At 61.1% G+C, this 26,607-nt stretch carries 19 protein-coding genes; 6 read left to right on the top strand and 13 right to left on the bottom strand.

Features of this window, described 5'->3' with window-relative positions; genetic code table 11:
• Positions 1 to 80 precede the first annotated feature (80 nt).
• The 4 genes from IRZ31_RS08830 to IRZ31_RS08815 all read right to left on the bottom strand — a co-directional run bounded on the left by IRZ31_RS08830 (position 81) and on the right by IRZ31_RS08815 (position 6,032).
• Entirely contained in the window at positions 81 to 1,061 is a 981-nt protein-coding gene (locus tag IRZ31_RS08830) for a ring-cleaving dioxygenase (RefSeq protein WP_297152540.1), read from the bottom strand.
• 335 nt (positions 1,062 to 1,396) lie between these two features.
• Entirely contained in the window at positions 1,397 to 2,749 is a 1,353-nt protein-coding gene (locus IRZ31_RS08825; protein WP_297152538.1) for a glutamine synthetase family protein, read from the bottom strand.
• 362 nt (positions 2,750 to 3,111) lie between these two features.
• Positions 3,112 to 4,329: a zinc ribbon domain-containing protein gene (locus IRZ31_RS08820; RefSeq protein WP_297152536.1), complete on the bottom strand. Its 1,218-nt coding sequence runs from the start codon at positions 4,327 to 4,329 to the stop codon at positions 3,112 to 3,114.
• Positions 4,330 to 4,760: 431 nt separating this feature from the next.
• Positions 4,761 to 6,032, bottom strand: a complete 1,272-nt coding sequence (locus tag IRZ31_RS08815; RefSeq protein WP_297152534.1) for a zinc-ribbon domain-containing protein — start codon at positions 6,030 to 6,032, stop codon at positions 4,761 to 4,763.
• A 530-nt stretch (positions 6,033 to 6,562) separates the two neighbouring features.
• Between IRZ31_RS08815 and IRZ31_RS08810 the strand changes: the two genes are divergently transcribed.
• Together IRZ31_RS08810 and ftsH are read left to right on the top strand one after the other, a co-directional pair.
• The gene (locus IRZ31_RS08810; RefSeq protein ID WP_297152532.1) at positions 6,563 to 7,552 is read left to right on the top strand and encodes an N-acetylmuramoyl-L-alanine amidase; all 990 of its coding nucleotides are present in this window, start codon (positions 6,563 to 6,565) and stop codon (positions 7,550 to 7,552) included.
• Between the two features lie 383 nt (positions 7,553 to 7,935).
• Complete coding sequence (ftsH, locus tag IRZ31_RS08805; protein ID WP_297152530.1) at positions 7,936 to 9,933, top strand: ATP-dependent zinc metalloprotease FtsH; 1,998 nt, start codon at positions 7,936 to 7,938, stop codon at positions 9,931 to 9,933.
• A 143-nt stretch (positions 9,934 to 10,076) separates the two neighbouring features.
• On the opposite strand, the gene IRZ31_RS08800 is transcribed toward ftsH, so the two are convergent.
• The 3 genes from IRZ31_RS08800 to IRZ31_RS08790 all read right to left on the bottom strand — a co-directional run bounded on the left by IRZ31_RS08800 (position 10,077) and on the right by IRZ31_RS08790 (position 13,829).
• A complete protein-coding gene (locus IRZ31_RS08800) occupies positions 10,077 to 12,704 on the bottom strand; it encodes a response regulator (protein WP_297152528.1) in 2,628 nt (875 codons plus the stop codon).
• Positions 12,697 to 13,254, bottom strand: a complete 558-nt coding sequence (locus IRZ31_RS08795; RefSeq protein ID WP_297152526.1) for a chemotaxis protein CheW — start codon at positions 13,252 to 13,254, stop codon at positions 12,697 to 12,699. Before IRZ31_RS08795 ends, IRZ31_RS08800 begins: the two co-directional genes overlap by 8 nt.
• Positions 13,255 to 13,433: 179 nt before the next feature.
• On the bottom strand, positions 13,434 to 13,829 hold the full coding sequence (locus tag IRZ31_RS08790) for a response regulator (RefSeq protein WP_069804081.1): 396 nt from the start codon (positions 13,827 to 13,829) through the stop codon (positions 13,434 to 13,436).
• A gap of 480 nt (positions 13,830 to 14,309) precedes the next feature.
• Between IRZ31_RS08790 and IRZ31_RS08785 the strand changes: the two genes are divergently transcribed.
• The 4 genes from IRZ31_RS08785 to IRZ31_RS08770 all read left to right on the top strand — a co-directional run bounded on the left by IRZ31_RS08785 (position 14,310) and on the right by IRZ31_RS08770 (position 17,111).
• The gene (locus IRZ31_RS08785; RefSeq protein WP_297152523.1) at positions 14,310 to 15,101 is read left to right on the top strand and encodes an SDR family oxidoreductase; all 792 of its coding nucleotides are present in this window, start codon (positions 14,310 to 14,312) and stop codon (positions 15,099 to 15,101) included.
• 127 nt (positions 15,102 to 15,228) lie between these two features.
• Positions 15,229 to 15,786 carry an emopamil-binding family protein gene (locus tag IRZ31_RS08780; RefSeq protein ID WP_297152521.1) on the top strand — a complete coding sequence of 186 codons (558 nt, stop codon included), beginning with the start codon at positions 15,229 to 15,231 and terminating at the stop codon, positions 15,784 to 15,786.
• Complete coding sequence (locus tag IRZ31_RS08775) at positions 15,783 to 16,685, top strand: DUF1295 domain-containing protein (RefSeq protein WP_297152519.1); 903 nt, start codon at positions 15,783 to 15,785, stop codon at positions 16,683 to 16,685. The genes IRZ31_RS08780 and IRZ31_RS08775 overlap by 4 nt, the downstream gene beginning before the upstream one ends.
• A 123-nt stretch (positions 16,686 to 16,808) precedes the next feature.
• The gene (locus IRZ31_RS08770) at positions 16,809 to 17,111 is read left to right on the top strand and encodes a DUF1330 domain-containing protein (protein WP_297152516.1); all 303 of its coding nucleotides are present in this window, start codon (positions 16,809 to 16,811) and stop codon (positions 17,109 to 17,111) included.
• A gap of 67 nt (positions 17,112 to 17,178) precedes the next feature.
• Here the strand turns inward: IRZ31_RS08770 and IRZ31_RS08765 are convergent, their stop codons facing one another.
• The 6 genes from IRZ31_RS08765 to IRZ31_RS08740 form a co-directional block, all read right to left on the bottom strand.
• Positions 17,179 to 18,360 (bottom strand): permease, encoded by a 1,182-nt coding sequence (locus IRZ31_RS08765; RefSeq protein ID WP_297152514.1) that lies wholly within the window; start codon positions 18,358 to 18,360, stop codon positions 17,179 to 17,181.
• A 185-nt stretch (positions 18,361 to 18,545) separates the two neighbouring features.
• The gene (locus IRZ31_RS08760) at positions 18,546 to 19,397 is read right to left on the bottom strand and encodes an ABC transporter ATP-binding protein (RefSeq protein WP_297152512.1); all 852 of its coding nucleotides are present in this window, start codon (positions 19,395 to 19,397) and stop codon (positions 18,546 to 18,548) included.
• Positions 19,394 to 20,317, bottom strand: a complete 924-nt coding sequence (gene cbiQ, locus IRZ31_RS08755) for a cobalt ECF transporter T component CbiQ (protein WP_297152510.1) — start codon at positions 20,315 to 20,317, stop codon at positions 19,394 to 19,396. The genes IRZ31_RS08760 and cbiQ overlap by 4 nt, the downstream gene beginning before the upstream one ends.
• Positions 20,314 to 21,627 carry a cobalt transporter CbiM gene (gene cbiM / locus IRZ31_RS08750; protein WP_297152508.1) on the bottom strand — a complete coding sequence of 438 codons (1,314 nt, stop codon included), beginning with the start codon at positions 21,625 to 21,627 and terminating at the stop codon, positions 20,314 to 20,316. Before cbiM ends, cbiQ begins: the two co-directional genes overlap by 4 nt.
• A 460-nt stretch (positions 21,628 to 22,087) precedes the next feature.
• Positions 22,088 to 24,283 (bottom strand): cellulose binding domain-containing protein, encoded by a 2,196-nt coding sequence (locus IRZ31_RS08745; RefSeq protein WP_297152506.1) that lies wholly within the window; start codon positions 24,281 to 24,283, stop codon positions 22,088 to 22,090.
• 319 nt (positions 24,284 to 24,602) lie between these two features.
• Positions 24,603 to 26,201 (bottom strand): cellulase family glycosylhydrolase, encoded by a 1,599-nt coding sequence (locus IRZ31_RS08740; RefSeq protein WP_297152504.1) that lies wholly within the window; start codon positions 26,199 to 26,201, stop codon positions 24,603 to 24,605.
• Between the last annotated feature and the right edge of the window lie 406 nt (positions 26,202 to 26,607).

The following is a 26,607-nucleotide window of genomic DNA, read 5'->3' as shown; positions in this document are numbered from 1 at the left end:
CGGCAATGAATCGTTTTACCGTTGACTCATTGCCGCCTCGCCTGGCTTCCAGCTAGCCCGTGGCGCGCTTTGCTCTCCCCTTAGACTCCTGCCAACAGATCCAGCGGCTCGATCGGCTTCAGACCGGCCTCGATCCGCTCCCGGTACGGCTCCAAAAACGGTGGCAGCGAGAGGCGCTCGCCCAGATGCTCGGGTTCCTCGTCGACCGCAAAGCCCGGCAGATCCGTCGCCAGCTCGAAGAGCACCCCGCCTGGCTCGCGGAAGTAGACCGAATGGAAGTAGAAGCGGTCGATGATCGGCGTCACCGTGCGATTGACCGCCGCCACGCGCTCGCGCCAGGCCCGATGCTCCTCGTCCGTGGGGACGCGGAAGGCTACATGATGAACGCCGCCGACGCCGACAAAACGATGGAACGGAGCATCTGGCTGGATCTCCACATGCACCTGGGTCCCAGGCCCTCCCGGACCAACTTCAAAGGCCCCCACTTCGTAGCCGTTTCCCCGCTGATAGCTTCCCACCTGACGGAAGCCCAGCACCTCGGTCAGGAAACGCGCCGATGGGGCCAACGCGCGCAAGGTCAGCTGCACACCATAGAAGCCGCGGATAGCGTACTCAGCGGGCACAGGACTGCGGCGCCAGGCTACGCCCTGCAGCCGTCCACCGTCGTCGACCAGCTCCAGGCGCTGGCCCTCGGGATCGCGGAACGGCAGAGTGAGCGCCCCGTCCGGCCCTCGACGCTGCAGCTCATCATGCTCGACATGCAGGCGGGCAAAACGCTCCTGCCACCAGCGCAGCGCCTCCTCACCATTGACTCCCAGCATGATCGTCGAGATCGTACCGGCTCCGTGGCGATGGCGCTCCAGCTCCGGCCAGTCGAAAAACGTTAGCTCCGTGCCGGGATGGCCCAGCTCATCACCGTAGAAAAGATGATAAGCCGAAACATCATCCTGATTGACTGTCTTCTTGACCAGGCGCATCCCCAGCACCTGGGTGTAAAAGGCTACGTTCAGCGAGGCATTGCCCGTCACCGCCGTCACATGATGAATACCTTGCAACTGCATTGCACTTGCTCCCTTCTTTAGCTCCTGCGTTCAGCTCGCCAGATAATACACTATAAGAAACACCCTGAACAGCTCAGAACTTCCCAGCCAGTGAGTAGCGCAGGCAGGCCAGCGGCATACCTATACCTGCCAATCTCCCCTGATCTCATGCCAAAACAACAGCGGTGCACGGATCACCAGGAGATGATCCATGCACCGCACCGGCCAGAGAGTTCAGAAGGAAGCGTGTATGATTGAAGCAGGCTAGTCAGCGGGGGTCCACCGCTCTCTCACAGACTGGCGGGCGAGCCAGCCTCAGCGCGGGCCGAGCGGCAGCATCCCTGCCAACGCTGTAGCTAGTAGATCTCCAGATACTCCTCGCGCTCCCAATCGGTCACGTGGGCCTTGAAGCGCGCCAGCTCGCTGCGCTTGGCTCGCGTAAAGACCTCCACAAACTCATCACCCAGCAATTGGCGGAACTCCTCGTCGCGCTCCAAAGCATCCAGGGCCTCATCGAGCGTCGTCGGCAAAGGCGGAAACTCACTATGCTCTTCGGCCAGGCCCGAGACCGCCTCTGGCGGCAGCTCCTGGTCGCGCAGGCCCAGCACACCCGCCGCAATCACCGCGGCAATCGATAGATAGGGATTGCTCAAAGCAGTGGGTAGACGATTCTCCAGATGCGTACGCTCATCACGGCTATTCTTCGCCCGAATCATTGCCGAGCGATCCTCGGGTCCCCAACTGATATTAGAGGGCGCAAAATGGTGCGGCACGAAACGATGGTAGCAGTTGGGAGTCGGCGCCATCAGAGCCATCGCCGCATTGGCATGCTTCAGCATCCCCTGCGTAAAATAGTAGGCCACGCGCGACAACCCATGCGAATCATTGGCATCGAGAAAAGCATTCTGGCCCGTCGCCTTCGAGATGAGGCTAACATGCGTATGAGCGCCGCTGGCTGACTGATCGCTGAAAGGCTTGGTCATGAAGGTCGCATGGTAGCCGAGCTGCCGAGCGATCATCTTGACTCCGTTCTTGAAGGTGAAACCCAGATCGGCGGCGTGCAGGGCAGGATGGGCACCATAGTTGATCTCGAACTGGCCAGGGCCGTACTCACAGTTCGCCGTAATGATATCGATGCCGATCTGTGGCATCAGCTCGACGATGCGCTCCGTCACCGGCACTGCCAGGTTGCGCGACGTATTGAAGATATGCAGGCCATTGAAGACCGGGGTCATGGTCATGGGATCAAGCAGATAAAACTCGTATTCCAGGCCGATGACCGCCTCGTAGCCGAGCTTGTCCAACTCGGCCAGGACGCGGCGCAGCACATGGCGTGGTGCCGCATACAGGGGAGTGCCGTCCTGCCAGTAGGCATCGCAGATCAGGCGCGCCGTACCGCTCAGCCAGGGAACCACGGCAGCCGTCGACAGGTCAGGAAGGAGCATCTGATCAGCATAATTCTTCTCCTCATTATACCTGGTGCCGGGTACGACAAACGAGCGGCTATCGAGGGCAACAGTGCCGCCGTACATATTCAGGCCCTTCTCAGCGTAGCCGCGCACCTTGTTCAGAGGGATCAGCTTGGAGCGGGCCACACCATGCATGTCGGGCAGTTCAAAGAGCACAGTGCGAATACCCAGCTCCTCCCACTCGGCCAGAAGCTGATCCAGAGAAACGGCGGTGCTCTGGTCCTTGTGCGTGATCGTCATCGCGCAAACCTCCATTCAGAGCAGCTGAACTGCTGAACACTGATGAATCGCCGGCTGGCCCCTCATTCAACCAGACCCGGATGATGACTATAATGCAGTGTAGCTGATGAGAGAGGCTCACCAGCCTGGATGCTGTCACGACGCGCGGGGACAGCAGTCCCTGTCTTCCCGCTTACACGGTAGTCTACCCAAGAGACAGGCAATTTGCAGGTTTGCTGCCGCCATATGGCACAATGGGGTAGTTGCTGGGGAGAGTGGCAGAGAGGCATGGCCTCACCGGGCCTGCGCCAGCCGCTCGTTGAGCAGCCAGCGCAGATCAGATGTCATCGCTCTTGGGACCGAACCGTCGCCTGCGCTCACCGTCAGGAAGCCAGCACAGCGGTCCAGGTACCCGTTGCCGAGGGCAGGTAGTCCGTGGCACCATGATCACATTGCAGAGGAGTATAAGGAGATTGGTAATCACCGCTCGCCCCCTGGCTGGAGGTAAAGCTGCCTACCAGAGTCATTGCCACAAACGAGGCTTGTGCCGTACAGGTGATCTGCGTGCCGTCCTTTGTGAAGACGTAGCTATCCTCCACCATCAGGCGCGTGTAACGGATCTGGCCTTGCTTGTAGGTGCCCTCGCAGCGCGATATCCAACGTTGATGGTAGGGAACACCTTGAACGCTGCCATCATAGGTGTGGGCGAGCTGGTCATCATCGCTGGCGCAGACAGTGCCGCCAGCAGGGTCAGGCTGCCCCGTCACCACCAGTTGCAGGGAGGACGAGATCATCTGACCATTGCTATCTTTGCCACGAATCTGAACATTGAGCTGGAAATCGGCGTCGTCGGGCGGCGCGCCGTGAGGACCAGGAGTGTGGGCCTGGCCCTGGGGCACAATGACGACCGTCACCCCCGCGGTCTTCTTGTTCGTGCTCGTGTCAATAGCCGTGAGCTGATGGCTGCCCAGTGGCCAGAGATTGCTAACGCTCAGATAGACGGCCAGGCCCCCCTGATTATTGCTCGTGCCCTGTGAGCTGCTGCCAGCCAGTACCTGCCCATCGAGCGCGAAGTTGACCTTCGCGGAGGGGGCAAAGTGCTGGCCAGAGACGTAGAGCTGAGTTCCAGTGGCGGCTGCCGGCGTGCTGCCGACAGAGTACTTGCTCTCGACGTTGATGGTCGGTTGATCCAGGGAGGCCTCCGAGCGCGCTCCCAGGTAGAGAAAGGTGGCGAGGCAGACAACAGGCGCCACTACCAGCATCAGCACCAGGCCGCTAATGAGCGCGGCTACAAGCAGCCCGGCCCTGCTCTTCGGGCGCGTCGGCCCCATTGGAGAGGGAGGGGGAAAGGGAAGGTAAGGGCCGGACAGCATGGCCGACGGTGGCGGTACATAGGGCCAGCCAGACGGACCAGAGGGCGGCGGTGGCGTGATAGATGGGGGTGGGCCTGCCGGATTGGCTAACTCTGCCCCGGGCACAGGACTCGGCACAGTGCTCCCCGTGACAGCTACCGGCCCGCTAGCGGTGCGCGTCTGCCCACACTGAGGACAGATCAGGGTCCCAGCCGCCAGCTCGGCGCCACAAGCACTGCAGCGTTGCATTCGTATTCTTCCTTTCATTCTCCGTTACAGATTCATTACGCCAATTCCAAAACCATCCTCTCTCTCTATCGTTTCCAGCTAGCCAGACTATCAGCGGATACAACGCTGAAAAACAGCGATCGCCTGAAACGCTGCTCTTCTATTGGCAGACATGAATCATAGCACTATTCTGCCGCCGCAGCCAGATCTCTCGCCCGCTCAGGGCGCGGCCCGTCGCCGTCTATGGTTGTAGCGGTAGCGCCAGCTCTCTCAATGCTTTCGTAAGAGTCCGGCTCTCGACGAGACCGCCACAGGAGTAAAGCCATCGAAGAGGATTGTGAGGTTATCGGGGCCTGTCAGTGGCCTGGTAAGATAAAGCGTCAGCCTGGCGGCCCGCGCTGGCGTTCGGCGCTCCCGTCCGTCCGCCGGCGCAGAGCCAACGAGGCCAGGCCCTAAGCCAGGAGCTGGCCCTCCCAGGTTCCCGTTACCTCCTGCACCTGAGAGGAATTCCCATTATCACAGCTATAGGAGTAGGCTGGTCCGCTCAAAGTCCCCTTGACATGCGTGGCATCGACAAAGCTGCCATCGGCCTGGACCGTATGCGGAGCAGCGGTGCAGGTCACATTGCCCAGGGATGTCTGAAAGACCACCTGATCCTGGCTATAGAACTCCTTGTAGATGATTTTGCCAGCGCGATAGGTTCCCTGGCAGTTCGCCACGAGCGTCTCCTGATAGCGGATGCCGTTGGAAGTCACGCCACTCAGGGTATGCGGCTGCCCATCATCCTGCATTCCATTGGCATAGCTCGCGCAAATCGTGCCCCCGGCAGGATCAGGATGCCCCGTGACCGTGAAAATGCCGCTCTGGGTCTGCGAGCCATTTGAAGCCGTGAAGGCGATCTTGAAGCTCGCATCGTCCGGCGGGGCGCCGTTGGGACCGGGCGTATGCGCCTGCCCCTGGGGCACAATCACCACCGTCACCCCTTGCTCCACGCGGTTGTTGCTACCATCCGCCGCCGTCAATGTATGCTGGCCAAGCTTCCAGGAGTTCGTCACGCTCAGATTCACCCGCAATGCGCCATTGCTATCAGTTTTCGCCTGTGTTCCCGAGAGAGCCTGACCATCTAGATAGAAGGTCACCGGAGAATTGGACGCAAACTGCTCACCGCTCACCTGCAAGCTCACTCCCGTGGCCGCTGCCGGCAGGTTGCCTACGTGATAAGCACTGCTGACTTTGAGCTGCGGCTGCCCCCGCCCCAGATGAAGAAGGCTGGGAACGGCAATCGCTCCAGCTACCAAAACCACTACTACCACCAGTGCCCCAATAACGAGCAGTGACCGCCGACGAGGCGCACGCTGGCTTTGGGGCCCTGGAGGGACTGGATAGAGAGGCGGGTATTCAAACGAAGGAGGTGGCGGAGGCGGTGTGAAAAGGTCTTGTCTCACCGGCTCGGTCTCCAGTCCCCCCCCAGAGGCAGGCGTCCCATACACGGTTGCCGCATAGGGGCTCGATGCCGCCTCCGGCACCGTTGCCGGGTATGGCCCGCCGGACAGCGGCCCAGCCTGGCGTGTCGGGTCCAATACTGCCGGCCCCGGCTCCCGCCCACCAGCGCCAGCTCGCTCTGTCGGTTCGTGAGGAGCGGCTCCATACAGAGGCAGGCCACAGTGCCCGCAGTAATGAGAATCGGCGGGCAGAGTGGCGCCACAATGAGGACACTGTTCCATGCTTGCATCTCCTCCTGATCGGCTGGCTACTCATCACTCAGTCTGCAAGAAATCACACCAAATAACAAGACCATCCTTCATACCAGATCGCCTCTTCGCGAAAACCAGCTGGCCGCTCGCTGGCTGGCTGGTGATCTTCTCATCTGGAGAACGCAGCCAGGAGCCGATTCTCTAGCCCCAAAAAAACGCCTCTCTGGACGAACGGCTTCGGCCCAGCCGCCACGCACCTTCATTTACTGCAGGCAACTTTTGATCTAATCAAAAACATTTGCTATGCCGAGTATACTTACTAGATAGAAGCGATAGCAGGTTACAATGGCCATGTTGCGCTGTGAAAAAGAATGATTCTATCAAACACTGCTTCTCACCTAAAAGAAGGTGAAGAAGTGGATAATTCACAGGCGCGCAACAGAACCATTCGCTTGCGACACGACCTGTTCTGTCGCCTTGAACTGGAAAGGAGCAGGAATGACCTCAGTGATCTCGCCTGCGAGAGCGCACCAGCAGCGGTCGGAGGAGGAGCCACAGCGATGACCGACTACGCGGAAGCCATCCCGATGTATGTGGATCGCTCGCGGGTCTTCATCGATGCCAACAACCCGAAATGGATCGTGATCCATAAGACCGCGGGCTTTCACACGGCGCAGGAAGTGGCGAACTACTTTGCCACGAATGCAGAGATGACCAGCACCCATTACGTGGTGGGGCAGGACGGGACCGTGGTGCAGTGTGTGCGTGAGCAGGACGGCGCCGGGGGGAACTGCTGTCTGGAGCCGGGCCATGCCGCCTTTCTCCCCGAGGGCCTCAATCTGAACCTCGTCACCATCAGCATTGAGCATGTGGACCCGGCCCTCGATAACTCCACCCCGCTCACAGATGCCCAGAAACGCGCCTCTTTCCGCCTGATTGCAGACATCTGCGAGCGCCACGGCATCCCCCGACGGCATGGCGATGCCAGCGGTGGCATCATCGGCCATTTTGAGCTGGACCCCATTTCGCGCGCGCGCTGCCCGGGGAACTATCCCTGGAATGAGCTGTGGGCGTTTCTTGAGCAAGGAGGGTTTATGCTGGATATCACGGCCACTCGCGGCTACTTTACGGATCTTGGCAACAACGTCTGGCGCTGTACCAAAACCGGCTACGTGGTCGGTCATGGCATCCTGGACTTCTATCGCCGCTACGGCGGGGATGCGCTCTTTGGGCTGACCTACCTCGGCCTGCCACTCTCCAATGAGACGGCGGTCAATGGGTATAAGGGCGTGGTCTTGCAACGCTTTGAGCGAGGCGTGGTCTGCTGGGACCCCGGCCATCAGGTCGACAACCCTCCCGGCTCTGGCCCCGCTTACCTCATGCACCTTGACCGCGGCCCCGGCCAGGACCCGCGCATCTCGACGCTCCAACAGCAGGTGGCCACCTTGCAGCAGCAGGTGAATACGCTGAAACAGGAGGTCGATACACTCAAGCAGGAATTGGACGTCCAGGAACTTGGCTCCAGTCCATCCGCTAAACCAGCAAGCTAGTCCGTCCATCAGCCGGCGAAGTCGCTCACCGGCTCATCCCGACGATGGCCGCGCGGACCCTTCTCACCCCCCTGCCCGGGGCAGGGTCCGCGCCTTTGGTCATGCCCGCTTTCTTTTTCATCCTCCCTCCTTCCCCCTGCCTACACCCATGCTCTTCATCGGCCAGGCTGGTAGTCATCAAACTGCCGGGGCCGGGCTGGCGCTCTTTCCTTCCTATGAGATATCATAGTATAGTAATTATTCCAACCCAATCGCTTCGCTCATCCGTATTACCGTATAAAATACAGAGGCAGCGACCGCGCCTGATCGCCTGGCTGCCCCTGGCCCGCGAGCCAGTCAGCCGATGCGGCGATCTCGTCGAGCAGAAAGCAGGTCTGAACAAGATGGAAGCTCAGGCTTTACATACCTATGAGCGCGGCCCCGATGGCCCTTCTCAGGGCGGGCCCCCGCGCTTGAATACTCCTCCCAGTCCCAACGGCAACAGCAACAACAATAATAACCGCAACAACGAAAGCCTGTCCTCGTTGCTGCTGCGCTCCCTGGTGATTGTGGGGATCTTGCTGCTGGGCTGGTGGGCCCTTCAGTCTTTCATTCAGGGCGGCACAAGCAGCAGTAACCAAAACGCTATTGAGATACCATATAGCACCTTCTATGCAGAAGTAGAGAAAAATAACGTCAAGACGGCGGTTTTCCAGGGGCAGGACGTGACCGGCGAGTTCAAGGACCCTGTCGCTGACCCCAACAACCCCGGCAAGACGTCAACATACTATCACTTCACGCAGCTCGCCAGCGGAGACCCCAAGCTGATCCAGCTTCTGCTGCAGCACAATGTCTCGGTCACCGCCAAGCCGACCAGCGATGGCAGCCTGTGGCTGAACATCCTCTTTAATGCCCTGCCCTGGGTCTTCCTGGGAGTGCTCTTCTTGTTCATCATCAGGCGCGCCACGCAGGGCCAACAGAATATCTTCAGTTTCGGCAAGAGTCGCGCGCGCCTGATTATGGAAGACCGGCCCAGCACGACCTTCGCCGATGTGGCCGGGGTCGATGAGGCGAAAAACGATCTGGTCGAGATCGTCGAATTTTTGAAGACGCCCCAGAAGTTCCAGCGCCTGGGCGGCAAGATCCCCCGTGGCGTCTTGCTGGTTGGTCCCCCGGGCACCGGCAAGACTCTGCTGGCGCGGGCCGTGGCCGGCGAGGCCGGCGTTCCCTTCTTCTCGATGTCCGGCTCTGAGTTCGTCGAGGTCCTGGTGGGTGTGGGCGCCAGCCGCGTGCGCGATCTCTTCGACCAGGCCAAGAAAGCTGCTCCCAGCATCATCTTCATCGATGAGATCGACGCCGTCGGACGCCAGCGCGGCGCCAGCATCAATAGCAACGACGAACGCGAGCAGACGCTGAACCAGCTGCTGGTTGAGATGGATGGCTTCGATGTGCGTCAGGCGGTGGTGGTGCTGGCAGCCACCAACCGCCCCGAGGGACTCGACAAGGCCCTGCTGCGCCCCGGTCGCTTCGACCGCCGCGTGACCGTGGATCGGCCCGACTGGAAAGGTCGCCTGGCGATTCTCCAAATCCATACGCGTAAGGTGCCGCTGGCCCCAGACGTGGACCTGGAGGCGATCGCACGGGCGACGCCGGGCATGGTGGGCGCCGACCTGGCCAACCTGGTCAATGAGGCAGCCTTGCTGGCCGCGCGCCGCAATCTGGATGTCGTCAATCAGAACTGCTTCCTGGAGGCGCTGGATAAGATCGTCCTGGGCGCCGAGCGTCCGCTGGTGCTCAGCGAGGAAGATCTGAAGGTGGTGGCCTACCATGAAGGCGGCCACGCCCTGACCGCGCTCCTGACCGAGCACGTCGACCCGGTCGGCAAAGTGACCATTGTGCCACGCGGTCAGGCGCTGGGCGTGACGCGCTACCTGCCGCTCGATGACCGCCACAACTACAGCCGCGAGTATCTGGAGGCCCGTCTGGTGACCGCCCTCGGCGGACGCGCCGCTGAGGAGGTGGCCATTGGCCGCATTACCACTGGCGCGGAGAACGATCTGCAGCAGGTGACGCAGATCGCCCGCCACATGGTCACTAACTGGGGCATGAGCGACCGGATCGGCCCGCTTTTCTTCCAGGAGCGCGAAGACCCGCTGGAGCGGGCCGCTTTCGGACGTCGCGACTACAGTGAGAAAACAGCCTCGCTGATCGATAAAGAGGTCGATCGCATCGTGAAGTCGGCCTATAATCGCGCGCTGAGCCTGTTGCGCGAGCATCGCGTGACGCTGGACCGCATCGCCCAGGCCCTGCGTCTCTACGAGACACTCGACACTCAGCAACTGCGTCAGATCATGATCGAGACCGGCGCGATTAAGGCTGCTGCCGCCTACTATCGCGAATAGAGGGAGAGGCAGCTGTCGACGGGGCGGCCAGTCTCCCCACCAGCCAGCAATGAAAGAGGCTCCCCTTCTCTGTCCGGTCAGGGAAGGGGAGCCTGCTTGTTCTGGCAGCGACTTTCTTTACAGCCCCACCGCGCCGACGCTGCCTAGGGAGCCGGGGGTTTTTCGCTCAGCACAGCCCCAATGGTGTCTAGCAGCAGTTCAGGAGGCGAAGGCTTGATCAAATAGGCTTGAGCCCCCAGATCCTGGGCTGAGCGACGATGCTTCTCCGAAGAGCGCGCGGTGAGCATGATGATCTTGAGCGAGGCAAAACGTGAGCTGGCCCGGATCATGCTGAGCAGCTCATAGCCGTTCAAATGGGGCATCTCTATGTCGAGCAGCAAGACGTCTGGCGGCTGCTCTAGCAACAGCTCCCAGGCTTCCATACCGTCGCGCGCCTGCACCACGCGATAGCCGGCTCGCTGCAAAGTCTGCTGCAACGACTGGCGAATGTAGACCGAATCGTCGGCGATCATAACTGTCCGCCCGGCGCTGGCAGCCGTCTGTTCAGAGCTGCCGGCCAGTGGCTCACGCTGCGCTTTTGTCTTCTTCAAATCGGGAGCCACCGCAGGAGGCGCGAGGCGCATCAAATCCACGACGAGCAAGACATTGCCCTGGCCATCAATGGCGGCTCCCATGATCCCCGGACGCCGTAGATAGGAGGCCACAGGCCGAACTACCAGCTCAACGCCCCCCAGAACTTCGTCCACTTCGACCACCTCATAGGGCAGGCCCTCCTGCAACAAGAGCAGCGGACGGGCCTCCGCCGCGGAAACAGGCTCACTGCCTCCTCCGTTCAGGTTCGGCAGCCCCAGCAAGCGATAGAGCGGGACAGGGGCGCGCGAGTCCTTTGGAAACTGGGCGGGAGAGACCTGGCCCTCTTCCTCCAGAGCAGAGCGCTCCACCACAATGCGGCGTACCTGGGAGAAAGGCACGACCAGGCGCTGGCCCGCGGTGCGCACCAGTAAACCATGCATGGCCCCGTGCAGGCGAGGCAGCGTCAGGTAAAAGGTCACGCCGCCCAGGGCATTGCGTTGAGCGGTCACCGTCCCCTGCAGCTGCTGAATCGGCCCCTGGACCAGCTCTAGCGCTCCCGCCCGCACCGGCGTCGAGAAGCCCAGTTCCAGCGATACCTCATTGCCAACAGCATGGGCATAGAACCAGACTCGCCGCTCCTGCTCCTCCTCCGCCCCATCTTCAGCATGGACACTGCTCCAATTAGTGATCATGCCATAGCGCACTAGCTGCAGCAGAGGACGGGCCAGAGCTTCTAAAATATCTTGATCCACCTCGGTCGTTTCGCCGCGAGCTTCAAAGCGGACACGCTGACGCTGAGCGTCGGCGCTCATTCTGATGGCCCGCCGGATGCGCGGCAGCAAAACGGCCAGCGGTGCCGAGCGTAACAAGAGCGTCTCGCCACGCACCCGATTGGCAAGGTCCATATGGCGACGCAGTACACGGTCAAGACGAGTAAAGGCCGCGCGGACCTGGGCTGAAGCCGTGCTGACATCGGCGATGGCCTCGGCAAAGGCGCGCAGGAGGACGTCGCTCTCAGTATAGCGATCAACCTCCATCTCGTCCCAAGAGGTTGTCTCACGCGCTTTGAGAGCCAGGGCGCTCAAGCGTTGGCGCGGCTGAGCATGAGTCGGCGCATGGCGTCCAGATTGCTCAGCCTCCTCCAGAATGCGCGCGACCAGCGATGACATGGGCTGCTGGGGAAGCGCCCGCAGGGGCGCGGGAGGAATCTGACCCGTCTCGCTGAGCGAGAGGGGATTAAGCGAGAGCAGTGTCTCTAGATACTGCAAGCGGGCCTGAGCCGAGTAAAGTTCCTGCAGAGCGGCCTCCAGCTCGCGCCGGGCGCTCTCCAGAGGCTCCCGCTGCTCGGCCAGATGCTCGCTAGTGAGGATGAGCCGCTTCAGGCGTTCAGCATCCACCAGCACAGAAGGCAGCGGCGAGCCGGACTCACGCGGCGTGCGGGTGCGGAGATGGAAACGGGCGATCTCCTCGCGCAACGGAGAGCGGGGGGCCAGCTCTTCCTCTTCCAGCAGGAGAGTCTCATCGGCTGCGGTGAGGGCCATCAGGCTTTCCGAGGGCGTGCGGCGCACACTGCCGAACTCATTCAGAGCTTCATAATCGGCCTCCAGCTCGGTGAGCGGCGCGCTACTCTCCTGCCCTGTCTCAACGATGCTTTGCAGGGTCGCCTCCAGCGCACGCATGGCCTGCACCAGGGCCATCAGGCCGATCATCATCGGCACCGAGCCATCGCGCAGCGAGCCGACGAGCATCTCGATATAGTAGGCGATCGTCGACATTGACGGGCAGCCAACGGCGCCCGCGGTCCCCTTCAGCTTATGAGCGCAACGGCGCAGGGCCTCCAGGTGACCCTCGTCAAGCCGGTCCTCTTGCTCCAACTGGGTCAGAGCCTGACGCATTGAGGCAATATCTTCGTCGGCCTCGGCCACAAAGAGCACCAGCATATCGTCGAGGCCAGCATCAGGCGACGCCGAGCCAGCTCCCGCCTCTTCTCCTCTTGCGCAGGCAACTGCGGCCTCATCAGGCAGACTGACGTCCCCGCTAGCCGTGGCCGCTGCCGCTTCAGCAAGGCTCGCCGGAGGCTCCAGGTCCTCCATCAGGCGAAAGGCCTCAATGATCGCCAGATCCTCGGGCGTCAGCTCAGACGCCCCCTCTGGCAATTCCGGCAGATCGCTCTGGAGCGCGTCCTCTGGCTCAGCCATCGGTCACCGCCCTCTCTATCTCGCGCACTACCTCGGCCAGCAAAGCCGGCACATCCAGGACGGGATCGGTGCCGCGCAGGCCACGCAGCAGTTCGCGGCGCACGGGAAGCGCCTCACACTCCTCCAGGGGCGTATATTCCAGGGAGAGGATCGAGCCAATGGCGGGGACCAGCAGGCCGATCGGTTGATCAGGATGATCGGCAACCAGCAGCATACCCTCCCCCGCGGAGGCAGTGGGAGAACCACAGAGAAAGCCGGGTAGATCAATAGCGGCGATCACCTCGCCACGCCAGGCTACCAGGCCAAGCAACCAGGCAGGAGAAGCGGGCAAAACAGCAAAGCGATGGGGAGGAGGCACCACTTCACACAGTGCCTTGAGTGAAACAAAACAGCAGCCCTGCCCTAGCGACAGGCTGCATTCCAGATACTCCTCGGGATGAGCGGCAGCCGGAACCATGCGAGCCAGCTCACGCGCATAGTTCCAGAACTCCTCATCGCTCAAGGCCTCTAGCGACCTGGAGAGAAACCCTCCCGCACGTGGTACAACCATCTTCTCTTCCGCTCGCGCCGCCGCGGGCAGCACTGCCCTCATTCGTTCTGTTCGTTGGTGAGTGATGAGCGAGTCGCTCCTTGCGTGATTGGACTGACCGAGGCGGTTGATTGATCGAACAAGCGAGGCCCAACCAACCAACCAATCAATCAAACGCCCGGCAGACGAAGCCAGACCGGCTAGCTATAGGTTGGCGTTGGGCTACCCAGATGGGCCTGCACAACCGAAATGACATCTTGGGTTCGAAATGGCTTGGTGAGGTAATCCTTGGCTCCCGCCAGGCGTCCCTTGAGACGATCAATCACCCCATCGCGACCCGAGAGCATGACAATGACGGTATTACCGAACTGGGGCTTCGTTCGCAAAATGCGGGCAATCTCGTAGCCATCCATCTTTGGCAGGCCGATGTCGAGGATCACCAGGTCAGGAACGCGGTGTTTATGCTTCGTGAGAGCCTCCAGCGCCTGAATCCCATCAGGATAGCTGACGTAATCGAAGCCCTCACGTCTCAGGCTGGTCTCGATGATCTTGCGCACGGTCAGCGAATCATCTATCACCATGACGAGTTTGCTCATAGTGTCTCCCTCTCTCTGCTTCCACACTACTACCATCCTTCAATCCGCCAACATACAACAGTCTGTATGTATCGGATGGCCCCCTGCGCTCCCTCCATCCTGAAGGTCGCGCTGGTAGAGCTGTCGCTTCGACTTCCCCGTGCTGCTCTCAGGACCGTTTCCTGTTAAAACGTCGAAACACCCAGTCTACTCAGGTGACATAGTGGGGCTGTAGCAATAGTACCATAGGCGTCCGCAAAGTGCAATACAAGGGCATAAAAAACTGATTAAGATTTTTATCACGGTCAAATATGGCCCACAGCCCCTACAGCCCGCCTCCCAGAGCCTCGCCAGCACCTTATGTGGTAATCTAGTAGCAACAGGCAAGCCGCCTGCAACGCGCCCGGAAGGAGAGCAGGCCACTTTTCTTCCCGCGCGAGCAGAAACCAACAAACTAACACGCAATCACGCTAGCCGAGAGCGAAGCAGAGGAGGCTTTTGATGGCTGATGCCCCTTTTCGCGAGCACGTGGTGATTATCACGGGTGCTTCGCGCGGCATCGGTGAGCAACTGGCCTACCAGCTGGCGGAGCAGGGCGCCTGGCTGGCCCTGGCCGCACGCAGCAGCGAGGCACTGGAGGCCGTGGCCGCCACTTGCCGGACCCGCGGCGCCCGCGCTCTGGCCATCCCCACCGACTTGCGCGATGAGGCCCAGTGTCGACGCCTGGTCGAGCAGACGGTCAGTGAGTACGGTCGCCTCGATATGTTGATCAATAACGCAGGAATGGGCTTTCCACGTCGCTTTGAAGCCCTCAGCGATCTCTCAACCATACGCGCCGAGATTGAGCTGAACTATTTGGGCACGGTCTACTGCACCTACTACGCTTTGCCATATTTGAAGCGCAGTCGCGGGCGCGTCGTGGGCGTCAACAGCTTCGGTGGCCTGCTCGGCCTACCGGGCACCGCTGGCTACAACGCCTCGAAGCACGCCATGCGCGGCTTCTTGAACACGCTGCGTACGGAGCTGCACGGCAGCGGGGTCAGTGTCTCGATTACCTATCTGAGCGCCGTACGCACAGCACGTCTGCAGGAGGTGATGGGCGAGCAGGCCAGGAAGGTGCCCGCACTCGATCCTGCTCGCTGCGCCAGCCTGATTCTGCGGCAGGCCGCCCGCCGTCGCCGCGAGCAGGTGCTGACGCTCTCCGGCAAGACCCTGGTCTGGCTGAATGGCTGGGCCCCAGCCCTGGTCGAGCGCCTGCTGGCCTCAACGGCCCTGATTTCTTATCGCGAGTGAGCTGAGCGAGCTGTCCGCCGCTGCGGCTGGTCACCGAGCCAGACCCGCACGCATCGCCCCATCGCTCGCTGGCCCTGGTCTGGCTCACTGAGCCGGGCCTCAGATCTCCTCTCAGGAGGCTGATGCTGTGACAACTCTGGAGCCTGTTCCTCTCTCCCAACGTCGCCTTGATTGGCTGTTGATCGCCTTCTTCGTGATCAATCTGCTCTTCGTGTCTTATTTGATCGATATTGAACAGATTATCATTCCCAATCCCTGGCATTTCAGCTATCCGCTCTGGCCACCGCGCCCGGTGGTCGACCTGATCCACTGGTGGGGACAACACTTTGACCCGCTGCTGATGGCCCGCCCGGTCTTCTTCAAAGTGACTATCTGGCTCGACGACCTGCTCTACGGTCCGTTCTATCTGGTGGCCATCTATGCCTACGCGAAGGGCCGCGAGTGGATTCGCCTGCCGAGCATCATCTACGCCGTGGCCATGATCGAAGGCGTGGTGATCATCTTGAGCGAGGAGGCCTTCGGCGTCTACCGCTCGCCACAGCTGGGCCTGGTGATTGCCGCTAATGCTTCGTGGATCATCTTCCCGCTCGTGATTCTCTTCCGCATGGGATTACGCGAGCACCCCTTCAGCCGTCCGGTGGCCCTGAGCAAGCCAGCATTAGCGGGGGAAGGAGCCAGAGGATGAAGCGCGCCTTCGCTGTAGTGACCCTGGCCTATGTGCTGGCGCTGGGGGCGGCCTGGATCACACTCCGGCTCCTTCAGCAGAGCTGGCCCCCGCTGGTCGCGCTGGCGGTGGCCGACGCCGTAGCAACCATCGTGGTCTTCGTCTTCAGCGTACTGACCAACAATTCGAGCCTCTACGATCCTTACTGGAGCGTGGCCCCGGTTCCGATCGCGCTCTTCTGGCTGTTCCAGCCCGGCTCGGATGGCCTAGCCAATGCGCGTCATGTCCTCATCTTTGTCCTGCTCTGCCTGTGGGCACTGCGCCTGACAGTGAACTGGGCCAGGCGCTGGCACGGGCTGGAACATGAAGACTGGCGCTACATGGATATCCGTAAGAGCACGGGGCGCTGGTATTGGCTGGTTAGCCTGCTCGGCATCCATCTGATGCCGACAGTCCTGGTCTTCCTGGGCTGTCTGAGCCTGTGGCCCAACCTGAGCGATCGCGGGACCCCCCTCGGGCTGGCCGATGGGCTGGCGGCTCTGGTGACGCTGGCTGCCGTGATCATCGAGGCTGTGGCCGATCAGCAGATGGAGCACTTCCGGGTCCGGCCCGCCGCCGAGCGCGGCCCTCTGCCGCCGGGTCTCTGGTCCTGGTCACGCCATCCCAACTACTTCGGCGAAGTCCTCTTCTGGTGGGGCCTCTATCTCTTTGTGTTGGCGGCTCATCCGGCCTTCTGGTGGACGATCATCGGGCCGCTGGCGATGCTGGCGCTCTTCCTGGGGGTCAGCATTCCGATGATGGAGCGCCACCTGCTGGCAAAGTACCCTGCCAGCTATGCCGAGTACCAGCGGCGCGTCTCGCCGTTTCTTCCCTGGCCGCCTCGCCCTCTCCCAGAGCAACGGGCAGAGCTGGACCACTGAGCCAGGCCATGTGCTATAGTGTCTTTGCCCTGTCAACACGTTGCTCGGGCTAAAGGCGGCTCAGACTATCGGGCCAGGTTTTGACGATCAAGGGAATATAACCGCTAGAACAGGAGGAGAACAATGGCAGTTTATATCATCGCCAGCATCGATATCACCGATCCCGAGGACTATCAGGAGTATGCCCGCCAGGCCGGCGCTACCGTGGCCCAATATGGCGGCAGATACCTGGCTCGTGGGAGCCAGATTGAGAGCATTGAAGGCGACTGGAAGCCTGGACGCATCGCTTTGTTAGAGTTTCCGACAGCCGAGCAAGCCTGGGCCTGGTACAATTCGCCCGAGTACAGTGCGATCCGCGGCATCCGCCAACGCGCCTCTCACTCGCATTTGATCCTCGTCCACGGCCTCCCCGAGCAGCCAGCCTGAGCGCAAGAGGCCCTCTTTGCACGCCTCATGAGCCAGAGGGCACATCAGCCCAGCCGCCCCTGCTCGCTCATGAGGCACTTTGATGCTCATGAGAGCCGTGCTCATGGGCATGGGATGGCTCGGGGGCAGGCCGGTTCATCATGGCAAGCATGGCCGGGCCACCGGTGCGCAGGAAGCGGATGACGAGCACGGCGGCCAGCAGGAGAGCCAGCAGATTGAGCACAGTGGTATAGTTCCACTGCAGACCTTCGCTTACGGCAGCTACCGTACGCTGCGCTGGAATGAGGCCCAGGAGGCTAAAGAGCAGCTCCACCAGGTAGCCAGCGAGGGCCATTGTTACGTAAAAGGTCAGCAGCAGATAGCCGGCCATTTTCCAGCCGTAATACTTGCGATAGATGTCGAGGATAGGCAGGACAATCAGATCAGCGAAGATGAAGCTCACCAGGCCGCCAAAGCTGATTCCACCGCGCCAGAGCACCGCCGCCAGGGGTACATTGCCCACCGAACAGACAAAGCTGATGATGGCCACCAGCGGACCCAGCAGCGGCCCCTCGATGGCGGCGAGCGTGGGGTTGCCGCTCAGGAAGAAAGCCCGCCAGAAGCTGTCAGGGACCCAGGCTGCCAAGGCCCCGGCAATGAGCAGCCCCAGGAGCACGTCGGTCCAGACTGCGGCCCAGTCCATCACGAAATAATGACTGATGGCCGTGAAAGCCCGCCCGCTCCAGAGGCGGCGCCAGAACGGACCTGTAGCCTCAACGCTCATGTCCATCGCCGCATGGCCCTCCATTCTTCCGCTGAGGCCACGCTCCGCCTGCTCTCTGGCCCGGGCCACCAACTGGCGACTGAGCGTGAGGCGGAAGATGAGCGCCAGCAGGGTAACCATAATGAGGCCACCGAGATACTGCGCCAGCATGAAGGGCCAGCCCAGTAAGACAAGTAAGATCAGGCCCAGCTCAATCACTAGATTGGTCGAGGCCAGCTCAAAGACCATCGCCGCCGTGAAGCTGGCACCCTTGCGAAAGAGCGAGCGCGCCAGGGCAACTGCTGCATAGGAGCAGGAGCTGGAGGCAACGCCAAAGAGGGTGGCCAGCGCCAGATGACGGGGAGACTCGCCTCCCAGGAGGCGGGCCAGCGTTCTTCGGGAGACCACGGCCTGGACCAGCGCCGAGAGGGCAAAGCCCAAGACGAGCGGCCAGAGAATTTCCCAAAACATACTGAAGGCGCTCAGCAGCGCCTGGACCAGAAACATAGTGCCCTTACCTCCCTCCTTTTGCCCGCCCCACTATCTCGCCTCAGCCCTGACCTGCACACGATCGGCAGGAGGTAGGAGCGGGTCGGACAGCAAAGGCTTCCCAGACAGCATAGCCGCGCTGGATCACCTAGGTCAAGCTCAGCGCCAGGCCGGGACGGACTGCTTCTGACTGGGACAGTACACTAGAGGGAAGAGGCCGCTGTGTCGCTCGGGGCCTGCTGCTCCGCTTCGGCTTCCAGGGTTAGGAACCAGCTACGGTGCAGTTGGGGATGAATCAGATTGGCACGCACCAGCAGCGCACGATCGCGCAAGATCTCCTCCGGCTGACCGTCGGCCAGAATGCGCCGCTCCTCGCCGAGCACGATCACCCGGCGCGCAATCAATGGCACGATCTCCAGCTCGTGCGTGGCCGTCACAATCGTCTTGCCCTGCTCGCCCAGGCGACGAATGAGGTTGACCAGCACCCACTTGGTGCGCGGATCAAGCGAAGCCGTCGGCTCGTCCAGCAGAATGACCTCCGGTTGCAATGAGAGCACCGAGGCGATGGCCGCCCGCTTCTTCTCGCCGCCCGAGAGTTCAAAGGGGGCCCGGTCAGCCAGATGGCTGATCTCCATCAGCTCCAGGGCCTCCTGGCAGCGTCGCCTGACCTCTTCGCGCGGCAGGCCGAGCTGCAGCGGACCGAAGGCCACGTCATCAAAGACTGTGGCGCTGAAGAGCTGCACATCGGGATCTTGAAAAACCAGCCCGACCTGACGATGGAAGGTAAAGGTCTCCTGCCCCGCCGCCACTGCCTTGATGTCTCGCCCCAAGGCCCGCATACTCCCCTCCTCTGGCGCCAGCAGACCATCGAGAAGCTTCAGCAGGGTCGATTTACCGCTGCCATTGGCGCCCAACAGAGCAACCTGCTCGCCGTGAGTAATCTCTAGATCGATGCCATCAAGGGCCAGATGACGACCATGATAGCGGTAGCGCACCCCGCGCAGCTGATAGATGACAGTACCCGGTTGGAGCGTTGAAGCATGCATCACACTCATAGCAGCACTCTCCCCAAGAAAAAGAGACCAACCGACAACAGTAGCGCACCCAGCAGCGCCAAGACATCCCCACTCTGCAGGCGATAATCGCTATAGGTGCGGATCGTCCCCGTGAAGCCGCGCGCGCACATGGCCGCATAGACCTCGTTGCTCATCTGGAAGGAGCGATTCATCAACGTCACCAGGGCGGTCACAATCCAGGTCCGCTGTTCGCCTCCGCTGGTAAAGCCAACCGTGCGGCTCTTGCGGGCCTCGAAGAAGCCATTGACCGTATGCAAAAAGAGGAAAATATAGCGGTAGGTCATCGAGAGCAGCAGGATAAAGATTTGCGGCACTCGCAAGACCTGCAGACTTTTGAGCAGGTCGGCCCAGCGCGTCGTGAGAATCAACAGGACGGCCAGCGAGACGGCATCGCCGACGCGCATCACGAAGACGGCAGCCCCCAGCAGACTGGCCGGCGTTGGACCCAGGTGCAGCGGCCCCAGATCCCACTCAAAGAGGCGCGGCCCACCGCTGGTGAAAAAGATCGAAGGCAGGATAACAACACCTGCGAAAAAGGGAATGCCCAGCCAGACCCGACGCACAAAGAAATCAAAGGGCAAGAGGCTGGCCCGCGCCACCAGTAAGAGCAGACCATAGAGCAGCAGCAGGGCCAGCAGCGAGTGCGAGAGGCTGGCGGCCAGCACCGTCACAATAAACATGCCCAGCTTGATCCGCGGATCAAGGCCCTGCAGCCAGCCAGGACTGCGCGCATGCTCCTCCGTAAAGACCGCGCGCTCAATGGCTTCCGTCACCCCCGCCAGCGTCTGCTCGACCCAGCCAAGTTGACGCCGCAGCTGGCGCCGCTCCTGACGCGAGAGGGTCAGGTGCCCGGCCTCTCGCTCGACGGGTATCCGACTGCCATCTGCCTCGGCGCTCATAGAGCCTCCTCACGCGGCTGCGCCTGCCTCGCATCGACCTCCGTTGGGGCGCCGCCCCGACCAGTTAAGCGACGCACGAGCAGCATCAGGCCCCAGACCAGGAGCACCAGCAAGAGGATTCCAATGATGCCACTGATCTCATAGCCCAGAGCAGCATGCCACAAAGGCGCATTCGGGTCAGTAAAGAAGTCAGCATGAATAGTGTAACCACCCAGCGGCGCGTTCCAAAGGCCATTGAGATCACGTAGCCCCTGGGGAATGTAGCCAAAAGCTTTTTGCACGTCCTCGGGGCTACCCTCGCCAAAGGCGAAGCCGGGCGCAATCAAGCCCAGGGGCGCGAAAATGGCCAGCGCCATGAAAAAAGTCCCTACCCGTTTCAGACGCGCCGGCAACACAAACCAGGTCAAAGGCAAAAGCACCACCGCAATTCCCAGCACAATCAGCAGCATGATCCCCACATCCGGCCAGCTCACCTGCGACCAATCGGCACCAAAGAGATGGTCTAGACGCCCCCCGCCAGTAATCAGGCCAGCGATAAAGAGCAGAACCAACGCCAGAGGAATAGCCAGTGCGAAAATACGCCAGAGCGGCAGCGCCTGCGCCTCACCGGTGGGAACATCACCGCCACTGACGACCTCCCGCAGCGCCGCGAGCAAGGTCGGATGATGCTTCTGGATGTAGGCAAAGCCCAGGGCCGTAATCAAAGCTTCAACCAGCGAAGCCCCAAAGGCATGCGAGAGCAGCATCGCCGGAATGGCCACACCAAGCGGATAGGGACTATAGAGCGGGTGCCCGTTCTGCTGAAAGAGCACTGGCTGCAATCCCAGCTCGATGCCCACCGCCAGAGCCGCCGCCGTAATCCCTACATAGGAGCCAATGGCCGCCGCCCAGATGCGCCGCGTCGAGAGCACCGGCGAGCGTCCCGCTATCAGCCGATAGGTATAATAGCCCACAAAGGGTAGGATGATACCCATATTCAGACAATTGATGAAAATAGCAAGAATGCCCCCATCGCCAAAGAAAAGAGCCTGAATGATCAGCGCCACACTCACACAGAGAGCCGCCGCCCAGGGACCGAGCACAATGGCGATCAAAGTGCCGCCGACCCCGTGGGCCGTCGTCCCCCCAGGCACCGGCACATTAAACATCATGATGGTAAAGGAGAGCGCCGAAAAGATGGCCATCAGCGGTACAGTGCGCCGATTGAGCACATCACGCACCTTGTGGGTGGCTACCGCCCAGGCAGGAATGGTCACAACGCCGGAGCCGAGGGAGAAGACAGGTGAGAGATAACCATCGGGTATGTGCATGGCAGGAACCTCCGTAACCCGCTCAAAAGACGGACCACCGCCCAACTGCAGAGGAAGAATGCGGAACGTTCAGAACGCACAGAGCCACAGCAAGCCGCCCGCCAGGCCGGCTGCTTGTCAATTGCTCCTCCTTAGCCTGGTGTCGGCCATAACTGCTTGTCAGATGCAATTGCAAATCGTTCTCAATAACTACAGGTAAGTATAGGGAACAGAGCGCTTGCCTGTCAAGGGCAGCATGGCCATCACGCCCCCCAATCCGGCGTCTGTTTGGCCGGCTCCGACCGGTTCAGCGGCCTGAAGCAGAGCAGGGCGAGATCAGGAGGAGCACAGGCGCAGATCCAGAGCGGAGAAAAAGAGCGAGGAAGGGCGAGGGAAGGGAGCAGTTCCTCCCCCCTCGCCCTGCTTCCAGGGTGGGTGCTCGTGCTCGTTCGTATCCAGCAAGGGTGCTCGGATTATCTACTCACTGCGGAGCTGGCAGGGAGCCTGTCGAGCCACACTGACCGCTGCCGCTCCCGGCTGGCACCGCCAGGGGGCCGGTCTCGATAAAGCAGAGGAAGCTATATTCTTTGGTTGGATTGGCCAGACCGTTGTACTGGCCATTGAGCAGGCCATAGCTATCCTCGCCATTCAGCGCCCAGTAGGTCCAATTCAGATTGCTCACGGCCACACCTGAGCCGCCGCCGCCATAGCTGCTCTTAATAAAGTTGATCAGGTCCGTGAACCACTGGCCTTGCGAGCCGGCGCCGCTGGAGACCAGATCGCTGGCACTGTTGCCGGTGCCAAACTCGCCAATCCAGACCGGAGCCGAGCTATAGGGCTGAGCGCCGGTGTTACCCCAGGGATAGCTGCTATGGCCTGGCCAGGTTGGATTGATGCCGTTCGGCGTTGCAATGTAGGCCCAGTTGCTCGTCCAGACATCCACCAGGCTGGAGCCGGAGCAGCCGCTCTTATAACAGGTGCTACTATTGAACCAGCTCTGCGGATAGAGCGTCGGACCATACTCATGCGCTGAGTAGACCACCTGATTATTGACCGCCGGCCCCAGGCTGCTGGCATTGCCGCCGGCGTTGAGCACGATCGGCGCCCCTGCATTGTTGCTATTGCCATTGACGCCCTGCAGGCTGCCGCCCCACCAGGTGCTGGAGTAGGGACCGTTGGCCTGCGTGCCAGAGGCTGTCGGATAGGCCGAGACCCCTTCCACAAAGATCAAGGGATAGCTCCAGCCGTGCGCCTGGGCATCGCCAAGCAGCGTATCAGCAGCGCGCTCAGCCGCCAGGCGCCAATCGTGACAGGACGAGGTCGCCACACAGGCCGGGGCAAACGGATTTGGATTCGGGTTAGTCGCCGGATCAATGCCATCGCCCGAACCCCACTGAGCCCCGCTGGCGTATTGATTGGGATAGGTTCCCTCTACATGCGGCTCATTGCGCAGATCATAGCCCAAGACGATCGGCCAGCCATCAGAGGCCAGATAGTTCACCGTCACCGTATCGGTCGCCCCCAAGGTCTGGGGAATACCATGCACCCAGCGCTGCACACTCACCCAGTCGTTGATCCAACTGCTCTCGGGATAGGCCGACGTGTACCACAGTCCGCTCTGCTCCGCGGACTCGCCTGCCTCTGAGCGGTGATTGTCCAGAATGACATGCAGGCCAATCGAGCCGGCGTAATTGATGATCTTGGCCAGAATATCACGCGCGTGCAGGCCCACACACGACGGACAGCCAACGTCATTCTGCGGTACCGGGTCGGACTCCCACATCTGGTCTGAGAAGGGAATGCGCAGCGTATTATAGCCATAGCTCTTGACCAGGCTGAGAATCGTCGAGATATCGTACGACCAGAGACCATGCGCCACATAGTCGGGGGTCTCGAAGCCGTACCAGTTGATGCCGCTGATCACGAATTGACTGCCATTGGGAGCCAGAATCTTCGTGCTGCTGGTTGTCCAGCCAGCGCCTGTGCTACCCCCACCCGCGCCAGGCGTAGGAGTCAGCGTCGGCACGCTCGTCGGAGTAGGCGAAGGCGTCGGCGTCGGCGTCGGGCTGGCCCCACCTGGCTCGGTGCCCCAGACCAGCTGCCCGTTGAGATAGAGCGTCACCTGGCTCCACGGAGCATAGCTCGTCTGCGTCGCACTCCACGAATAGTCGTTGGCCTGGTTATAGTTGCTCCAATCGCTCTTATTGAAGCGCACCTGGATCTCGCCACTATTGCCGCCAGGCACAATGCTCCCTGCTGCGCTGCTGAAGCTGACCTGAAGATAGGTGTCAGCGGTCGCCGTTGGGGCGCTCATCTGGACAAACGAGCCGGAAAGATTGCTGCAACCCACCGCCGCATAGTCACACCAGAACTGCTGCGACTGGCTACCATCCTCGGTATACCAATAGCGGATCGTCAGGCTGCTGAGGGCGACACTGGAGCTGGTGTTGTTCACGATCTCAAAGTGAGGACGAGGCGTATTGGTCGTGGCGCTGGTATTAGCATCGGCATATTCGAGGACCAGCCCGGCGGGCGCCGACTGCGCATGACTGCTGCGAGCTGTGCCCAGCGCCAACCCCGCCGAGCAGAGCAATAACACGCCAATCAGAAGCGCTCTGAACATCCAGCGTCCCTGCCACGGTCGCAGACGCGAGCGCGAGAAGAAGGATGGCTTCATGCCCAATGCCTCCTTAGATGCGTCCAGAGCCTGTGGTTCTCGCCAGCAATGCGACGGGGAGGCAAGACGGAAGGAAGGTGGCTACGAGGAGCGGCCAGGAGAGCGGCGGAGGGTGGGCCGATGACGGTCAGGCCCACTCAGACGAGCGCCTTCCTCTCCGCCTTCTTCGGCCCAGCACCTCCACCAACCTGCTCAGCCTCCGCCCGCCTCTCCCACGACTGCGCTAGCCGCTTATACGGCTCATCTATGGACATACCAGCAGGCGCGTCCTTGCGGTAATAGCCATCCCTGACCTGCTGCTGGTATCAAGGCTGCCAGGTCAGACGACGCTGCAGCTGACGCCATTGAGGGTGAAACTTGTCGGGGCAGGATTGCTGCCATTCCAGCTGGCCAGGAAACCAGGCGGAGAGCTAAGCGTGCCGCCCGCCGGGATCTGGGCGTTGTAGGAGGCGTTGGTAATCGTCACCTGCGCTCCTTGTTGCGTGTAGCTCCCGTTCCAGAGCTGCGTGATCTGCTGACCAGCTGTGAAGCTGAAGCTCAGGGTCCAGCCGTTGATGGAGCTGCTACCCGTGTTCGTGATACTGATACTGGCCTGGAAGCCGCCCGGCCACTGACTCACTACACTATAGTGCACTTGACACGAGGCGCCCGTGCCCGGCGTGGGGGACGGCGTCGGCGACGGAGTGGCCGTCGGCGTCACGGTCGGTCGCGGTGTAGGTGTGGGAGTCGGCGATGGCGCCGTGGTCGGCGTGGGGGACGGCGTCGGCGCTGGCGTGGGCGTGCTGCCACCACTGCCGCTGGCCAGAGCAATGAGGTGGTCGTGCAGGCCCTGCCCATAGGCCGTGGGCGTGCCGTTGTAATTGCTGATGAGCGCTGGGAAGGAGCTGCAGTCATAGGTGTCCCAGGCCCAGCCAAGATAGCTGATACCGTGCTGATCGAACCAGGCCATAGCGGTGTCAATGAAGCCGTGAGCACAGTCGTTCTCACCGATCTCACCGGCGATCACCGGCACCTGGGCCGCTACCGGAGCCACCTGAGAGTTCCAGCAGCTCGTGCTACTGCAGGCATTGAAGTTGTATAGATGGAAAGAGGCCACCAGGTTGTTGAGAGGATCGGTCGGCTTGTACTGCAGCCATTGCGAGAGATCGTTAGCGTAAGCCAGACCCCCCAGCATAATCACATTGGTGGCGCCCGTAGCTCGCACCGTGTTGATCAGCGTCTGCATGCCAGCTACGGCGAAACCAACATCGCTACAGGGGCTGGCATTGGCCGCCGTGCTGCCGTCACGCCAGCAGGCCCAGCTGCTGGTGTATGGCTCGTTGTAGAGATCGAAGATAACTGAACTGTTGTTCTTGAAGGTGTTGGCTACGGAGGTCCAGAAGGCCGGCGCATGATCCAGGTCGGGCATCGGCTGCTGCCCGTTGGCCTGCTGGGTGCCCGGCGCATTCCAGTGCAGGTCGAGAATGACGATGAGATTATCAGATGTCAATGTATTGACGAAATTGACGACTTGCTGCTGATAGGTCGCAGCAGAGTACTGAGCAGCGGGATAACCGTTGATCCCAAGCCAGCAGTCCTCGTTTAGGGGAATGCGTACGGCGGTGATGTCCCAGCTCAGCATAGCGTTGATGGCGTTGGTGTCTACCGGCCCGTCAAAGACAGTGGTGGCGGTGCTGCTACGACACATGTACTCCGCACCAGAGCGGTCAACTCCCAGCGCACGCACTACCTGGTTCTGCCCGTTGAGCAGCTGGTTTCCAGAAACGTGCAGACCAGTGACGGAAGGCGCTGCATGGGCACGTAAAGCCTGCGATCTGACGCCTAGATAGGTGGCTAGGGAGAAGGACGCCAGAACGAGCAGGAGAGAGAGCGCCGCGTACCTCAGTCGAGGCCAGCGATACGCGGATGGTTTGGCCATAGTTCCCCCCCTTTTGATAGATCAAAGAGGTAGCTTCCTTGCTTACCGGGGTTGCGCATCCCTGCATCAGAGATAGCACCGCGCCCGGCTCGCTCGCTGTGGTCGCTTTATCTCCTGTCTACCACAGCGCCGTAAACGGTATCGTAAACGATACCGTAAACGTTTACGAAAGTAACTATACCTGCCAGCTCTGGTCTTTGTCAAGCGTCGACCACCTCCTTGACCTGGGGCGACTCCAGGCCAAACCAGTTGCCAGCAGGCGCCGGCAGGCACCAACAAAGCCGGAGTTCCCCAGAACGCCTAGGAAAAAATGGGGGCAAGCTGGCAGCGGTTACCAGCTTGCCCCCAGGCAAAACGCACTCTTCCCCTTCCTCCAGGCAGAATCTCCTGCGAGACTCCTCAATCA

Source organism: Thermogemmatispora sp., from assembly GCF_019683635.1.
Lineage (GTDB): Bacteria > Chloroflexota > Ktedonobacteria > Ktedonobacterales > Ktedonobacteraceae > Thermogemmatispora.
Note: the sequence above shows the minus strand (reverse complement) of the source record. Positions and strands in the feature narration are given on the sequence as shown.

Excerpts from the sequence above, each read along its gene's own strand:
- ftsH (WP_297152530.1), top strand. The coding sequence starts at position 7,936 with ATGGAAGCTCAGGCTTTACATACCTATGAGCGCGGCCCCGATGGCCCT.
- cbiQ (WP_297152510.1), bottom strand. The coding sequence starts at position 20,317 with ATGAGCGCCGAGGCAGATGGCAGTCGGATACCCGTCGAGCGAGAGGCC.
- IRZ31_RS08800 (WP_297152528.1), bottom strand. The coding sequence starts at position 12,704 with ATGGCTGAGCCAGAGGACGCGCTCCAGAGCGATCTGCCGGAATTGCCA.
- IRZ31_RS08785 (WP_297152523.1), top strand. The coding sequence starts at position 14,310 with ATGGCTGATGCCCCTTTTCGCGAGCACGTGGTGATTATCACGGGTGCT.
- IRZ31_RS08825 (WP_297152538.1), bottom strand. The coding sequence starts at position 2,749 with ATGACGATCACGCACAAGGACCAGAGCACCGCCGTTTCTCTGGATCAG.
- IRZ31_RS08765 (WP_297152514.1), bottom strand. The coding sequence starts at position 18,360 with ATGTTTCTGGTCCAGGCGCTGCTGAGCGCCTTCAGTATGTTTTGGGAA.
- IRZ31_RS08760 (WP_297152512.1), bottom strand. The coding sequence starts at position 19,397 with ATGAGTGTGATGCATGCTTCAACGCTCCAACCGGGTACTGTCATCTAT.
- IRZ31_RS08745 (WP_297152506.1), bottom strand. The coding sequence starts at position 24,283 with ATGAAGCCATCCTTCTTCTCGCGCTCGCGTCTGCGACCGTGGCAGGGA.
- IRZ31_RS08790 (WP_069804081.1), bottom strand. The coding sequence starts at position 13,829 with ATGAGCAAACTCGTCATGGTGATAGATGATTCGCTGACCGTGCGCAAG.
- IRZ31_RS08770 (WP_297152516.1), top strand. The coding sequence starts at position 16,809 with ATGGCAGTTTATATCATCGCCAGCATCGATATCACCGATCCCGAGGAC.
- IRZ31_RS08795 (WP_297152526.1), bottom strand. The coding sequence starts at position 13,254 with ATGGTTGTACCACGTGCGGGAGGGTTTCTCTCCAGGTCGCTAGAGGCC.
- IRZ31_RS08810 (WP_297152532.1), top strand. The coding sequence starts at position 6,563 with ATGACCGACTACGCGGAAGCCATCCCGATGTATGTGGATCGCTCGCGG.
- IRZ31_RS08775 (WP_297152519.1), top strand. The coding sequence starts at position 15,783 with ATGAAGCGCGCCTTCGCTGTAGTGACCCTGGCCTATGTGCTGGCGCTG.
- IRZ31_RS08740 (WP_297152504.1), bottom strand. The coding sequence starts at position 26,201 with ATGGCCAAACCATCCGCGTATCGCTGGCCTCGACTGAGGTACGCGGCG.
- IRZ31_RS08820 (WP_297152536.1), bottom strand. The coding sequence starts at position 4,329 with ATGCAACGCTGCAGTGCTTGTGGCGCCGAGCTGGCGGCTGGGACCCTG.
- cbiM (WP_297152508.1), bottom strand. The coding sequence starts at position 21,627 with ATGCACATACCCGATGGTTATCTCTCACCTGTCTTCTCCCTCGGCTCC.
- IRZ31_RS08830 (WP_297152540.1), bottom strand. The coding sequence starts at position 1,061 with ATGCAGTTGCAAGGTATTCATCATGTGACGGCGGTGACGGGCAATGCC.
- IRZ31_RS08815 (WP_297152534.1), bottom strand. The coding sequence starts at position 6,032 with ATGGAACAGTGTCCTCATTGTGGCGCCACTCTGCCCGCCGATTCTCAT.